Consider the following 14,353-nt stretch of genomic DNA (forward strand, 5'->3'; position numbering starts at 1 on the left):
TATTAGGTATATATTTAAAAACGGCGGTTAATTTTTTAGCAAATACACCTAAAACTATGACTGAGGGTATGACTGGTGTTTGAACTGGTTTATCTAGTGCATTATGAAAAGTAAAAGAAGGTATAACAAATATTTTACCTGAGATAATGGTTTTTTTAGGCGATGCGTGAATTATTTTAATTCCGTTTGCAATTTTTTTGATTATTAAAGTATTAAACTTTTTCCGTGTTATGGTTAAAGGAATTTAGTATTTATTATGTATTTTAACTGTGGCACACTAGTTTTTATATGTGATTTGATGTAAAAAATGAATTTATTAAATAGAAAAATGAACTTATTATATTTACTTTTGTAGAATAAAGGATGAAGTAGGACAAAAAAACCGGCCCTTATTGGGTTGGTTTTTTTATTTAAAAACAACCATAAAAAGGAGATGAAAAAAATATGTCTAAAAATACTTTTATTAAATGTAGTAAATGTGGAACACCAAAGCAGTTTCATACAGTTAACCATCGTGAAAAAACAGAATGATTTGAAGATGTTTATTACACTGAATATTAAAATTTTGTTTTTTTAAAACCTTAAATTTTATAAAACAACTTTAAAAATTAAATATATTGGCTCTACAAGTGTTTAATTTAAAATTACATATTTTTTAGGGAAGGTTCCCCAACAAGGCATTTCCGCCGGCATGAAACCATTAGAGCTGTTAACTTGTTTTTTTGCGATTTTGTAAATTAATGACTTTGATTAAGATAGACGCGTAGTGGTGCATTCATAACTATTAATTGCAAGAAGAAAAATAAAATCGTGTGCGTAGAGGTTAAATAACTTTTAAGAACTGGGCAAGGATTTCTTAATTAATCTACTAGTGGGGACTTGATGAGGAGGTACTTAATACTACAAGTAACTACAAAATGTAGAACATTGTAGTACTTTGTAGTTAATTGTAAAAAGGAGAATTTAAAAATAACTATGAAAAAGAAAATATGTTTTAAAAAAAGATATTGAGGTTATTGTTTTAAATGTAATCAAGAAAATAAAGAAGAAATTGAAAATAGATTGATTAAATACACACTTGGACAAGATGAAATTACTGCTGAACATTGAGCATTAAATACTAGAAAGAATTAGGAGGAATTAAATTATGGAAAAAAGATACTTATTAGTAATGAAATATGAAAATGAAGTTATAACTAAATCATTTTATACATTAAAAGAGGCAAAAATAACTGCTAAAGTTTAAAATCAACAAGAATGATTAACAACTATTATTGATTTAGAAGATGAAAATATTGAATGGCAAGGAGATAAATAATATGCGAAAAATAGATTGTTTTAAACACAAAGAACAAGTTAATAAAATAAGTAAAAAATTACAAGAATTGGGCTTTCGGTATAAAAATATTTTAGATATGTTATGTGATATTAGTAGAAATATTATTAAAAATTGCCGTATATGTAAAAATTATGAAAAAAAAATGGAAATATTAAATAATAAGTTTAGATTTATTGAAGAAGCAAAACATGAAAAAGGTACTTTTGGTTGATTTCAAATGGATTGTATTATTGGAAAAGAACATCAGTCAGCTTGTTTAACTTTTACGGAAGAAAAGAGTTTATATACTATTTGTTTTAAATTAAATCAGCATAATTCAGAAGAGGTTAATAATGCTCTTAAATGTATTTTTAAAAATAAACTTTATAAAGTAAGTATAAAAGGAATTATTACAGATCAAGGTAAAGAATTTAGTAAGTGAAAAGAGATAGAGAAAATTACTAATACAAATGTTTATTTTGTGTGATGCTGGAACTCCAACTCAAAAAGCAAAAGTTGAAAGAATAAATAGAGGTATTAGAGAATATTTACCTAAAGGAACTGATTTTAATACTGTTACTCAAAAAGAAATTAATAAAGTTATGAAAATTATTAATGAAAAGCCTCGGCCAAGTTTAGGTTGATTATCCTCCAGAGAGGTATTTTTACAAAATATTAATATTTAACTTTTTTAAATATAAATTATATATTTGTAACAAATTTTTCTTTTTGTCGTGCTTAAATATTAATTTATATTTAAAAAAGTTATTTTTTTTTGAAAAAATATTGCATTTTAAAATAAAAAGTATATTATCAAATTAATAAGGGTTAATTGACCTACTTGCATCTTTACAATACATATTAACAATGTTTATTAACAGTGTTTATTAAACATTAAATAAACAATATATTAGTATTATTTATAACATTGTTAATAATCAGTGTTTATTACAATAAATAAACATTATATAAACATTATTTTTCAATATTGAGTTGAAATGATAAAGATTTTCCACACTTTGTACTTGCAATTATTATGTCTGTATTTGCTTTTATAATATTTATTTTTATTATTATTTATTATATAAAAATTATTCTTGAATGTAAGGTAGACTTTGATGTTGAAAAAGAAAAATTAATTCAATATTAACAAATTGAAGGAGTTGATAAAATTGAGTAATTTTGTTAAGAAAAATCAGAATATAGAAAATTATTTTATTAGTAAGGAATTTATCCCTTTTACAACAGATAAAGCAAGTTTTATTAATTTACCCAATCATAATCGCCATATTGGTTTTTGGTTGAGTAATAAGTTTATTTATCCGAGTGAAAAACATTCAGAGCAAGTAGCAATCGGTTTGATTTATGATAATTCTTATCCTATTGTGAAATATGATGAAAATTTAAAACGACAAACTTGAAAGTATTTAACTAGAACAGCCTTAATCAATTTATATAATCAATATATTATATAATCAATATAAACAAAATTAATTTACTAAAATGAAAAAAGCGTTATTTTCAAGTGAACCTAAAAAAGTAAAAGCAAATAATAACAATAATAATTTTACAAATTGAAGTGTTAAAAAAGTGCAAGAATTAATTAATGATTTAGAAAGTTTAAATTAAATGAGTTTATATGATTATTGAGTTCAATTTGTTAGTTATATTATTGATGCAAATGCCCCTGAATTTTTATATGTTATATAGTTTGTGTTATTTATTGTTTTGTTTTTTGGAATGTTTTTTAAACTTATTCAAAAAATGTGGAGTTTTTAAAAATGCAAAATGATTGAATTAAATTAAAAGATTTTTTTATTCATATATTTTTGTTTATAGATAAAACGAATGTTGAAAGTATTACAATGTGGAATTTAACACAAAATGAATATTTAATTTTAATGGTTGGTGTTTGAATTGTGATTTGGTTTTTTACTTGGTTTTTCTTGTGAATGGTTTTTAAAATAGTTGGGTATTTTAAATAATGAAAAAGTTTATATTTTTCTTTAAAAACTATTGTTATATTAGTGGTTCAATGTTTTTGTTTAGTTTAATTGATTTATTATTTTGGATAATTTCTTGGTATTGTGTTGGTTTAGTATTTTTAATATTATTTGCTTTGCAGTGTGTTTATTTTGTGTGATGATTGTGAAAAAATATTTTTTATCAGTTAAACGCTTTTCGGTTAGTTCAATTTATTTGAGATAATCCGTTATCAGTTATTATTGGAAAGTTAGGAACTGGTAAAACATTACTTTTAACTTATTTATCGCAAGTTATGAAATTATTGACAGATAAAATTTATAGTAATTATCCGTTAGAAGATGATTTTTATTTAGATTTTACCGACCGAACAAAATTAGTTCCTCTGGATGATAATGTTATTTTATTTGATGAAAGTTATTTATATATTGATGGAACTAGTCCTCATGATGAGAAAAAAGTTCATAGTGGTAAAATACCGGGAATTGTTTTAGCAAGACATTTTGGTAATCGTGCGTTGTTTACTGCTCAGCGTGAGGGTATGATTTGAAATAATATTCGCCAGTTAGCAAGTGGAATTATTATTCCAATTTCATTGAAAAAACATGTTGCTAAAAAAGGATTTAATTTTTTTAATAGTTTCTTTATTATGCGAATTGGAATTTTTCAAGATATAACGGATTATGAAACTTGAAAAACAAAATCAGTAGAACGAGCAGTAGAAGATAAACGAGTAAAAGATAAGTCGGATGTTGGATTAGGAATTCGGTTTTTTAAAATAATTATTCCACTTTAATTTGCCAATAAATATGATAGTCAATGATTAAAATTTTTTCGTTATTTAAAAAATGATGAAATTATTGATAAAAAAGAATATTATTGGTCAGAAATCACAAAATTAAGTGTTAAAGAACGATTGGAGTTATTTGATATTGATATTTTGAAAAAAAATTTAAAACCTAAAAAAGAGAAAGGAAATAGTAAAAATGATTAATTTATTAGTTGAAAATAATAATAGTAATTGAGACAAGATTTTTAGTTTTGTTTTTGATATATTTTTGTTTATTTTTGATGTAGTTTGAAATACAAAATTACCGATGACAAATACATCGATTGCTTATTTTTTAGTCTTTTTTATGGTTATTAAGTTATCAATTTATGCAATTCATGGCACATCAACACAATATAATAATTTAGGTTAAACAGTTAATAATGGTGTTTCGCAAGTATATTAATCAACCGCACGAAAAGGTATTGGAATAGATAAAAAAGTTTATCACAATAGTAATAAGCAACAAGTTAAATTAGAAATTAAAAGTCAAAATATTAGACAACAAGCAAAAATTAAAAGAGGTGTTAAATAATGATTAAATTAGTTTTATTTGTGGCGGCGGCAATTGCTATATTTGGAACTGGTTTTATTACTGTTATTATTAATCAATTTACATCAGCAAAAAATATTATTATGGATTTATATAATTCTGATACTTGGTTGATTTGATTATTTGATAGAATGGCAGTTTTGTTTAGTCATCCATTAATGTTAACAATATCAAGTTTATATATTGTTGGGTTTATTGTTTCAAAAACATTGTATAGTTAGGAGTTAAGTTTATGAAAAAATTGTTATCTTTATTTGTCATATTTATTTTAAGTTTTTTAGGTTTGGTTATTACATTTATTACTTTAACGGCGTTTAGACCCTTAAATGGAGAACACATTATACACTTAAACAAGAAAATAGTACTGATAAAGGTATTAGTGAAACTGATTTTATTAATACAATGTTTTTACGCAGTAATTTTTTTGAAAACTGGTCAGAAACAAATTATTTTATTAATCCAACTTTGAAAACATCAAAGAAATTATCTTTTAATGATAAGTGGTATTTGTATTTTTTACAAGATAGTTATTCAACGGGAATTTCATTTGATAAACCCAGTGATGAGTTTATGGATTTATATAAAAATTGAGATAATTATGATAAAAAATATAACATTAATAAATTTTATGATGTTGATAAAAAGCAATTTTTAAGAGAATTAACAAATTTTATTTATACTTTTACAAATAAATATAATTTAACAGCAATGTTAAATAAATTAAAAACAAATATATATGATTTGCAACAAGTTAATTTAAATTATGATTTTTATAATTGAAAACTAGTATCAAGTATTTCCTTCTCTCAAAATACTTGATACTAATTTCCAATTATTATTTTCTGGTAGTTTTTCTGCTAATTTATCATCATAACAAGAAATTAAGTTTGTTGTACTTATTGCTGTTAATCCGATTGTTCCTAAAATTCTAAGTCATTTTTTAATATATATTGTTCTTTTTTATTGTTTTATATATAATTGATTTTATCATATATCAATTATATATCAATTATTCGTATTAAATATTAAAAATTTTATAAGTTAATGAAAGGTATATAAATGTTATGTATAGTTATTTAAGTTTTATGGATAAAGTTAAATTAGAACAATTATTATTATTATTATTATCAAAAATTTTTTTAAAAAAGAATGGTAAACAAAATATTTCTGCAATTGCTAAATATTTTAATAGACATCCTAGTATTATTTTAAGAGAAATTAAAAAGTTTAAAAATATTGATTAATATAGTGCTTATAAGTTAGATAAAATGTATTATTATTATAAGAAAAGAAAAAACAATAATAAAAGATGTAATTTTACAGAAGAACAGATTAATTTTATGAAAATTATACTTAATAAATATCGTGATTCTCCGATAGAATTTTTTTATCGTTATTTTTTAAAATTTGGTGTTAAATTTCCGGTTTCTTTTAAAACATTGTATAAATGAATTTGTTTGGGTTTTTATGGATTTTTAAAACAAAATTTACGATATCGTGGTAAAAAAATTGAAACAAAAGGAAAAAAGAAAATCGTGGGCAATTAACTAATTTTAAGTCAATTTGAAACATTGAAAATAAACTTTCTAATGTTGGATGATTTGAAATGGATACTGTTGTTGGTAAAAATCATCAATCTTCTCTTTTAGTTTTAGTATAACAATCAAGTAAAAAATATTTTGTAGTAAAATTAGAAAATCATACTGCTATGGAAGTTTTATCAAAATTTAAAGATATGGTTATAAATAATAATTTAATTGGGAAAATGAAAGGAATAATAACTGATAGAGGGAAAAAATTTAGCAAATGACGAGAAATGGAAATCTTTGCTGAAACACAAGTGTATTTTTGTGATGTTGGTAAACCACAACAAAAACCTTTAATTGAATATATGAATAGTGAATTAAGAAAATGATTTCCTCTTGGAACTGATTTTAATAATGTTAGTCAAAAACGAATTGATTGAGTAGTTAATAATGTAATAAATGAAAAACTCCAACCGTGTTTAAATTGAATAAGTGCAAAAGAAGTATTTTTACAGAATATTAAATAAATTTATTAATAAAAAAACTTAATAAATTATTTTTTAGTGTGTAAATATATATAAAATATAAAGAAAAATTAAAAATATTTTTAATTTTTTTAAATTTATGGTTGATTTTTGTAATTTTTATTATACTATTTAATTAATAAAGATTTGTTGCACTTCATTTTACACGTTTCAAAACTAAAAAGAACACTTATTCCTATAAATATCATTATTTAAATGGTAAAATGTTCTTTTTTTATTTTTTGTTAGTTGTAAGATAAATTAAATGATATTTTCGTTTTCCACGACGAATAATTAAATATTTATCAAATAAAAACTTATCTTTTGCTACAAGTCAAGTTTTTTCTTTAACAATTTGCCCATTAATAGTAATTGCACCTTGTTCTAAAAACTCATGACCTTCACGTTTAGAAGAAACAATATGTGCTTGTACTAATAAATCAAGCAGCGGCAAATTAAGATTTGTTAAATGAAAATTAGGTAAATTGTTATCAAGTTGGTCTAGCTGTTGCTCTGATAATTCATGTAAATTGCCTTTAAATAAAGCTTTGCTAACAATTTGTGCTGTTTTTAATCCTGCTGCTTGATAAACAAATAAAGTTACTTCTTCTGCTAGTTTTTTTTGTGCAATGCGTTGTGCTGGTTCATTTTGGTGAGCTGCTTCAAGAGAAATAATTTCTTTTTCAGATAACATTGTTAAATAACGTAATAATTTCCCTGCTTCTTGGTCATCTTGGTTATAAAAGAATTGATAAAATTCATAAGGTGATGTTTTTTTTGAATCTAATCAAACTGCCCCTGATTCTGTTTTTCCAAATTTGGAACCATCATCTTTTGTTAATAAATTAATTGTCAAACCACAAGCTAAATTATCTTCTCCAATTTGTTTATAAATATAATCTGTACCCGAAGTAATATTTCCTCATTGGTCACTACCACCAGTTTGAACAGCACAATCATAATTAATATATAATTGATAAAAGTCATAAGCCTGCAATAATGTGTAAGCAAATTCAGTATATGATAAACCAACTTCAATTCTAGTTGCAATATTTTCTTTTGCTAATAAATAACTAATATTAAAATCTTTACCAACATTTCGCAAAAAATCAATCAAGGTCATTTTTTGCAATCATTCAGCATTATTAACCATTTTAACTTTTGATCCAATTAATTGTTGCATTTGATTACTAATGGTTTCAACATTATGTTTAATTGTTTTATCATCTAGCAATACCCGTTCTGCTTTTTTTCCACTGGGATCACCAATCATTCCTGTACCACCACCAATAATAGCAATTGGTTGAAATCCAAACATTTCAAAACGTTTTAATAACATAATTTGAATTAAATGCCCAACATGTAATGAATCACCGGTTGGATCAAAACCACAATAAACTCCTTTTTTTAATTCTTGCGCTTTTAATAATTTTGCTTCATTAGTTACTTGTTTTAATAGTCCTCTTCATCTTAATTCTTCTAAAATATTTTTTACCATAATTATCTCCTTTGCTATTTAAAAAACTCTAAATTATTAGAGTTATTTCTTATCTACTTTTGAATCTTTTTTAATTGGGAAGACTTTCCTTCTTCAATAATTTTTTCAGAAATTGATGCTGATGTTTTTTTCAAATCTTCAGTTACCTTAATTCCAGCGTCAATTGCTGAAACTGTTATTTTTGCTAAATCTTTTGCAACTGCGCGCACATTAGGTGATTTTGCTGCTGCTTTAATTAATTTAACTGCACCATTATCAATTTTCTTTAATGTCTTATAAGCCATTTCTTTTGTTGAAGCAGAATCTAAAATTTCAACTGCACCTTTGACATTTTTAATGTGCAATTCAATATCAGCTGCAACTTCATCTGATTCTATTCCTTGCGATTTTTTTCATACAATCTCAATTTTATTAACCATTTTTTTAAGTTGTGGATTATATTTTTTAACTAAATTAATGAAATCTTGTCGTAATTCTGAACCTTTTTTCGGAGCAATTAACATTCCTACTACCATCACTGCCAATGTTTTAACAAATTTAAATGCCATAATTATTCCTTCTCATCAGAATTAGCAAAATCTTTTAATTTATCAACAATTCGATATGCAATGTCTTTATTACGAGCAATAATTTTCACTCATGCTTTAACATTTCGTTTTGCAAAAGCTTCAAAAACATCAATATAATTTGAAACTTTAACAACGGTATCAACAGTAGAATTTAACATTTCTGATTTATAAGTTAAGTCTTCAACAAAATAATCAAATTTCTTAGCAGCAATTGCAACTTTTCGCGCAGCAATAATGCCATAACAGCAAAAAACAATTGTTAAACATAATAAAACAATGATTAAAATTGTTTGTGAAATTAATAAATTATCATTTGTTGCTAACATATATATCATTATTTTTCACCCTTTTTCTAATAGTATTAAAATTACTTTTATATTATAACTTATTTTATAGTTTATTTTAAATAATATTAGAATAATGTTCGAATATTATTTTAGGTACCAGTTTAAAAATAATTTTAGACTATTTTTAAAAATAGTTAATCATTAAACCGATTAATTTAAAAGTATCTTATTTACACATTTATTAAAACACATTTCTTTAAAAAAGGGAATACTAAAATGAGAATATTTTTAAAATATTCTTTTTTCGTAATATTACTGGTTTTTTAACTACTATCTTACTGCTGTTATTTCTTTTAATACTTTACTAATACTAGTAGTGCGATAATTCATTACAGGAATTCCTCCCTTTTTAGGTTCATATAATGAATTATTAGCATTATTATTTCACTTAGCCATTTTTATATTTTCCAATGAAATGTCTTTATTTTCAAGTTGTTCATTAAACATTTCTTTAACTAAGTTTAATCCATTAATTTTTGCTACACGTAAGACTAAAATGTTTCTAAATGAATCATACGAATAGATCTTATTCCCGTGGCCTAATTGTGCTTTTATTGTATGCGATATTAATGCTTCTGCACATGCGCTTAAACATCAATCATGTTTATATGCAATAATTCCATCTTTACGTTTTTTAAAATATTTAATTACATTTAATAAATTATTTTGTTTAGTAATTAAATTAGGTTTATTTTTAAAGCATTCTAAATGAGTGATTAATTTTGTATATTCTCCATTGTTAAAAAGACCTTTACAAATTTTAAACTGTAATTTATCGTACTTACTTTTTAAATTAAATACTGTTCCAATTTTTCTAATTGCATGAAACTTATCTAAAACATATTTTGCATTTAAAAAATGAGAAGTATTTTTTATCCAATCAGCGCCATCTCCACATACAATAAATTGAGTATCAGGTGTAATATTATAATATTTTGACATTTCTTTAAAAAGTTCTTCACTATATTCTAATGTATTAATATTTGTAGCAGTTCTTAATAATTTACAATAAGTTCTTTTATTTAATAAAATTGAATTTCCAACTCTTTCATCTTCTGGCATATGACCTTGATGAAAAAATGCTGTACGAATTCGAAATTTCTTCTTCTTATTTTTCTCTTTCAAAGATAAAAAAGTATCATCTAGAACAATATAAATATATTTTGATGATGTTTTATTGCTAAATTTATTACTTGCATTTTCTAAATTAAGATCCAATTTATTAATTAATCTAGCTATTGAAGAATATAAAAGACTTTTAACTGGAATCATATCATTAATGTCTTTAATTCTTTTTCCATCAGCTACATTAGTTAATATTAATTCTTTTAAATCATGTGTAATTTTTTGATATTTTTCAAATTTTAAATCTTCTAATAAAAGACATTTAAATCGTCATTTACCATAATTTTTTGTTTTATTATTATACGCACTTGCATCTCAAAATTTATAACGTCTAATTTTAATCTGAATATCTCCAAGTAATGTAATAAAACATCTTTTTTTAAAACCTTATTATTTAATTCTGAATATCATTCATAAGTATTAGGTGTTTTAGAATCTGAATGAACTATCATTCCTTTTGAACTTAAATTATTCATTAATTTATTTGCAAAAGTTGTTTTTCCAACACCATCAATACCCTCTAATACTATCTTATTCATTTTTAAATATTCTCTCATTCATTAAATCCATAATATCCATACCCGATTTTTTATTTGCTCTTTCTAAAAGTTTAAAAGCTCTTCCTCTTAATGACTTTGCCATAATATTCAGAATAATTTTATTTTTAGTTAAAATATAACCTTTTTGCGATGATGCAAATTTATAACCGTTAATGAAATTATCTTCATCATTCAACTTTTTTAAAAGTTTCGAAAATATTACAGAAGAGTTTAAAATTGATAATTCTGTTTTATGATCAGGATAATTAATTAGAAACCGTTCATTGCATGAACTAAGTATTAAATCCCCATGAATTCAATTATCAATCGCATTTTCATTTAAAAATTCATAAATATATGATTTATATACTTTTTTAAATAATTTTATATTCATTTTTACCTCCTTAAATATGCTACGTAAAATAAGGAAATTAATAATTAAATAAAACGTCATCTTATTCAGTCATCTTATTCAGTCATCTTATTCAGTCATCTTATTCAGTCATCTTATTCAGTCATCTTATTCAGTCATCTTATTCAGTCATCTTATTCAGTCATCTTATTAAATAAATAATATAAAGATAACAAACTGATTAAAATTTGACAACAATGAAAAATAGTATCTAACTTTTAAAATACCTGAAAAAATCCTTATTTTATCGTACGATTGCAAATAAAAAACCGCCCGTTAAGCGGTTTAGGAGGTACCTAATTTGATATTCGGTCTAGAATAATTAGTTAACTTAATTATAAAAATTAATATATACTAATTTACAACAATATATAATTTATCTTTTACATTAATTTGTTTTATGTTATATCAAAGAATAAAATCAGTAATTAATGCAAAATACTCAAAAATTTACGATATTGTAGTATTTTTTTACTTTTATTAATTATTATGTAAATTAAGTTGTTAAAAAATATTAAAAATTTGCAATTAATTTGTTAAAAATTAAAAAATATACTTATATTTTTCTTTTTTTATAAAATATTATTAAGGAGAAAAAATAAAAAAAATATAAATAATAAATGCATTTTTAATTTTAATTAAAATTAAATTAATATCTTTTATAACTTTTTTGTCAGCATATATATTATAAAAATAAATGAAAACAAGAACCTTTAATTAAAAATTATGAACCATTATATAAAGAAAAAAATAAAAATATTATAAAACATAAATCAATTTCATTACCCGTAGAATTATTTTATCAAGAAACAAATTATTGATGTGGCCCGGCTAGTGTACAAATGGTAATAAAATTATGTTGCTAATAAAAAAAAATCACAAGAAAAAATAACAAGAATTATTGGTATAAATAATGATTTAAACATGAAACAAATAAGTAATCTATTTACTTATGATGCAAATAGTAGCATTATTAAATCTAATTAAAATATTTTAAAATTATTTGTTAATTTTTAACTACTATCACCTTCGATTCTTCAACTAATTGAATATACAATATTTTAAACATTGCATAATTTATTTTATTAACACTTGATTGCAATCCTTCTTTTAATATTTTTAATTTTTATTCTATTCTATATCTTTTTTTAAAAATTAAAAATCCAATTACTTTTGTTTTAATTTTATATTACAAATTAATTGTCAAATCATTTATTTGCTTAGTTTTATAATATATTCAATACAATACATTAAATAACTTAAAAAGATTTAACAACCTAATGTTAAATTTCTAATTTGCACAAAAATTTTTAATTCGCTGACTTGGAGGTGTTTTAAAGGCACAAACTACATTACAAATAAGGTCATTTTTTCAATTTCGTTCTGATAATGCCATTTCAAACAAAATTTCACAAAAAGGACGATCTTTTTTAGGGTCAAGGCCAAGACCATTTGTACTAAAATTAGCACTACCGGATCAAAAAGCTAATATTTCATTATTTGCATTGTATCAAACATATAACTTAGTATGTGTTTTAGGTTTAGTGTACTTAATAAAATCATAATTATAAACATTAGGTTTCGGATGTTCACGAATAATATTTAATCGATTAATATTTTTTTTCATCTTTTAATAACTCTGCTTCAAGAACCGGATTATATCCAACACTAGTATTACCAACAAAAAGATCTAAATTAATATTATCCTTTACGGTTTCATCTAAATATCGTTTAATAAAATTTGTATCAGCATCACCGGTCAATACTAATAGTCATGTTGCTGTCTTTATTTTTTCATTTGTTTTATGTGCTTTTACAATCTCATTAAATTGGCTTTTTTCTTTCAAAACATTTGCTTCTAACTGATAGGTTGTATTATCATTAACATAAAAGCCAACACAATTTTGTTGATATAAATCACTAATTAGTGTTGCACTAACCTGCTCTGTTGCATTAATTCCTCCGCAAAAAATATCACAACCAAGGTCTTTATAATTTGTAATATTGTATAGAACTTCTTTATAAGATGGGACTTTTAAAAGGAAGATTCTGAAAAATTACCACTACCTGTAAAAGAACGAATAATTTCTTTTTTATCATTAAACCAAAAATACGATTTCATATGCAACAACCTATTAGGCTTATCAATAACATTAGCTTGGTTATTTAAATTATTGTGTAAAAAATATTTATCGTTTCAACTCAATATTAACAAATAAATAAAAAAACTTAAAAAATCAGAGCCAACTAAAACAACTAAAAAAGCAACTGAACTTAATAAAAAAATATCTTTAATAAAATCTCTCTTTATTTTTTTATATTCCTTAGTTGTTTTAAATTTCATATCCATAATATAATCTCCTAATTAAATATTTGTTTAATAAACAATGTTATAAATAATGTTTATATAATGTTTATTTATTGTAATAAACAATGATTATTAACAATGTTATAAATAATGATAATATAGATAATATATTGTTTATTTAATGTTTAATAAACACTGTTAATAAACATTGTTAAATACATAAAATAATAAAAATTGGCACACTGAAAATAACTATTAAGAACTTTAATAGTAAATTATAATAAGTTAATTTTTCTATTTAATAAATTCATTTTTTACATCAAATCACATATAAAACCAATGTGCCACAGTTAAAATATATTATAAATAATAAATACTAAAATCCTTTAACCATAACACGGAAAAAGTTTAATACTTTAATAATCAAAAAAATGCAAACGGAATTAAAATAATTCACGCATCTCCTAAAAAAACCATTATCTCAGGTAAAATATTTGTTATAACTTCTTTAACTTTTCATAATGCACTAGTTAAACCAGTTCAAATACCAATCATACCCTCAGTCATAGTTTTAGGTGTATTTGCTAAAAAATTAACTGCTTTTGTTAAATACATACCTAACATTATTTTTTATACTCTTTTTTTCAATTTCTTTTTTTTCTTTTTTCTCTCCTCGAATTTGTTTAATTTTTTGATAAATTGATAAACCAATTCAAACAAAAATCCCTAATATAATAACAACACTAAATATTGTCGTTAATCAAGTTGGCATATTAAATCTTCTCTCTAAAAATATCGCGGCACGCTTCGCGTGTTCGCTAC

15 protein-coding genes and 6 pseudogenes are annotated in these 14,353 nt (G+C 23.0%); 10 read left to right on the forward strand and 11 right to left on the reverse strand.

What is annotated here, in order from left to right; genetic code table 4:
- Positions 1-56 precede the first annotated feature (56 nt).
- The 10 genes and pseudogenes from SKUN_RS06505 (at position 57) to SKUN_RS06550 (ending at position 6,736) form a co-directional block, all read left to right on the forward strand.
- Entirely contained in the window at positions 57-248 is a 192-nt protein-coding gene (locus SKUN_RS06505; protein ID WP_235511009.1) for a hypothetical protein, read from the forward strand.
- A gap of 727 nt (positions 249-975) precedes the next feature.
- Positions 976-1,134, forward strand: a complete 159-nt coding sequence (locus SKUN_RS09500) for a hypothetical protein (protein WP_158500805.1) — start codon at positions 976-978, stop codon at positions 1,132-1,134.
- Positions 1,135-1,502: 368 nt separating this feature from the next.
- Positions 1,503-2,004, forward strand: a pseudogene (locus SKUN_RS11915) (IS30 family transposase); the annotation flags it as partial.
- A 486-nt stretch (positions 2,005-2,490) separates the two neighbouring features.
- Positions 2,491-2,947 (forward strand): annotated as a pseudogene (locus tag SKUN_RS06520) (DUF3627 domain-containing protein).
- A 152-nt stretch (positions 2,948-3,099) separates the two neighbouring features.
- The gene (locus SKUN_RS06525; protein ID WP_053391343.1) at positions 3,100-3,303 is read left to right on the forward strand and encodes a DUF2649 family protein; all 204 of its coding nucleotides are present in this window, start codon (positions 3,100-3,102) and stop codon (positions 3,301-3,303) included.
- Positions 3,303-4,295, forward strand: a pseudogene (locus tag SKUN_RS06530) (hypothetical protein). The gene SKUN_RS06525 and the pseudogene SKUN_RS06530 overlap by 1 nt, the downstream one beginning before the upstream one ends.
- Positions 4,288-4,665, forward strand: a pseudogene (locus tag SKUN_RS11840) (hypothetical protein). The pseudogenes SKUN_RS06530 and SKUN_RS11840 overlap by 8 nt, the downstream one beginning before the upstream one ends.
- A complete protein-coding gene (locus SKUN_RS06540; protein ID WP_053391344.1) occupies positions 4,665-4,904 on the forward strand; it encodes a hypothetical protein in 240 nt (79 codons plus the stop codon). Before SKUN_RS11840 ends, SKUN_RS06540 begins: the two are co-directional and overlap by 1 nt.
- Positions 4,905-4,915: 11 nt before the next feature.
- Positions 4,916-5,505, forward strand: a pseudogene (locus SKUN_RS06545) (spiroplasma phage ORF1-like family protein); the annotation flags it as partial.
- A gap of 242 nt (positions 5,506-5,747) precedes the next feature.
- Positions 5,748-6,736, forward strand: a pseudogene (locus SKUN_RS06550) (IS30 family transposase).
- A gap of 232 nt (positions 6,737-6,968) precedes the next feature.
- Here the strand turns inward: SKUN_RS06550 and tyrS are convergent.
- The 11 genes from tyrS to SKUN_RS06595 all read right to left on the reverse strand — a co-directional run bounded on the left by tyrS (position 6,969) and on the right by SKUN_RS06595 (position 14,303).
- Positions 6,969-8,231, reverse strand: coding sequence for a tyrosine--tRNA ligase (tyrS, locus tag SKUN_RS06555; RefSeq protein ID WP_053391346.1), 1,263 nt, complete (start codon positions 8,229-8,231; stop codon positions 6,969-6,971).
- A gap of 53 nt (positions 8,232-8,284) precedes the next feature.
- On the reverse strand, positions 8,285-8,779 hold the full coding sequence (locus SKUN_RS06560) for a hypothetical protein (RefSeq protein WP_053391347.1): 495 nt from the start codon (positions 8,777-8,779) through the stop codon (positions 8,285-8,287).
- A gap of 2 nt (positions 8,780-8,781) precedes the next feature.
- On the reverse strand, positions 8,782-9,135 hold the full coding sequence (locus SKUN_RS06565) for a hypothetical protein (RefSeq protein WP_071937936.1): 354 nt from the start codon (positions 9,133-9,135) through the stop codon (positions 8,782-8,784).
- 282 nt (positions 9,136-9,417) lie between these two features.
- On the reverse strand, positions 9,418-10,638 hold the full coding sequence (locus SKUN_RS06570) for an Mbov_0401 family ICE element transposase-like protein (protein WP_083436122.1): 1,221 nt from the start codon (positions 10,636-10,638) through the stop codon (positions 9,418-9,420).
- On the reverse strand, positions 10,521-10,811 hold the full coding sequence (locus tag SKUN_RS08925; protein WP_158500817.1) for a hypothetical protein: 291 nt from the start codon (positions 10,809-10,811) through the stop codon (positions 10,521-10,523). The genes SKUN_RS06570 and SKUN_RS08925 overlap by 118 nt, the downstream gene beginning before the upstream one ends.
- Positions 10,804-11,205 carry a hypothetical protein gene (locus SKUN_RS06580; protein WP_053391351.1) on the reverse strand — a complete coding sequence of 134 codons (402 nt, stop codon included), beginning with the start codon at positions 11,203-11,205 and terminating at the stop codon, positions 10,804-10,806. The genes SKUN_RS08925 and SKUN_RS06580 overlap by 8 nt, the downstream gene beginning before the upstream one ends.
- Positions 11,206-12,514: 1,309 nt before the next feature.
- Positions 12,515-12,850, reverse strand: coding sequence for a restriction endonuclease PLD domain-containing protein (locus tag SKUN_RS10940; RefSeq protein WP_235511011.1), 336 nt, complete (start codon positions 12,848-12,850; stop codon positions 12,515-12,517).
- Positions 12,834-13,070 (reverse strand): hypothetical protein, encoded by a 237-nt coding sequence (locus SKUN_RS10945; protein WP_235511012.1) that lies wholly within the window; start codon positions 13,068-13,070, stop codon positions 12,834-12,836. Before SKUN_RS10945 ends, SKUN_RS10940 begins: the two co-directional genes overlap by 17 nt.
- A 188-nt stretch (positions 13,071-13,258) precedes the next feature.
- On the reverse strand, positions 13,259-13,573 hold the full coding sequence (locus SKUN_RS10950; protein WP_235511013.1) for a hypothetical protein: 315 nt from the start codon (positions 13,571-13,573) through the stop codon (positions 13,259-13,261).
- 366 nt (positions 13,574-13,939) lie between these two features.
- Entirely contained in the window at positions 13,940-14,155 is a 216-nt protein-coding gene (locus tag SKUN_RS06590) for a hypothetical protein (RefSeq protein ID WP_235511014.1), read from the reverse strand.
- Positions 14,124-14,303, reverse strand: a complete 180-nt coding sequence (locus SKUN_RS06595) for a hypothetical protein (protein ID WP_053391352.1) — start codon at positions 14,301-14,303, stop codon at positions 14,124-14,126. The genes SKUN_RS06590 and SKUN_RS06595 overlap by 32 nt, the downstream gene beginning before the upstream one ends.
- Positions 14,304-14,353: the final 50 nt, after the last annotated feature.

Origin of the sequence: Spiroplasma kunkelii CR2-3x (assembly GCF_001274875.1) — a bacterium.
GTDB classification, from domain to species: domain Bacteria; phylum Bacillota_I; class Bacilli_A; order Mycoplasmatales; family Mycoplasmataceae; genus Spiroplasma; species Spiroplasma kunkelii.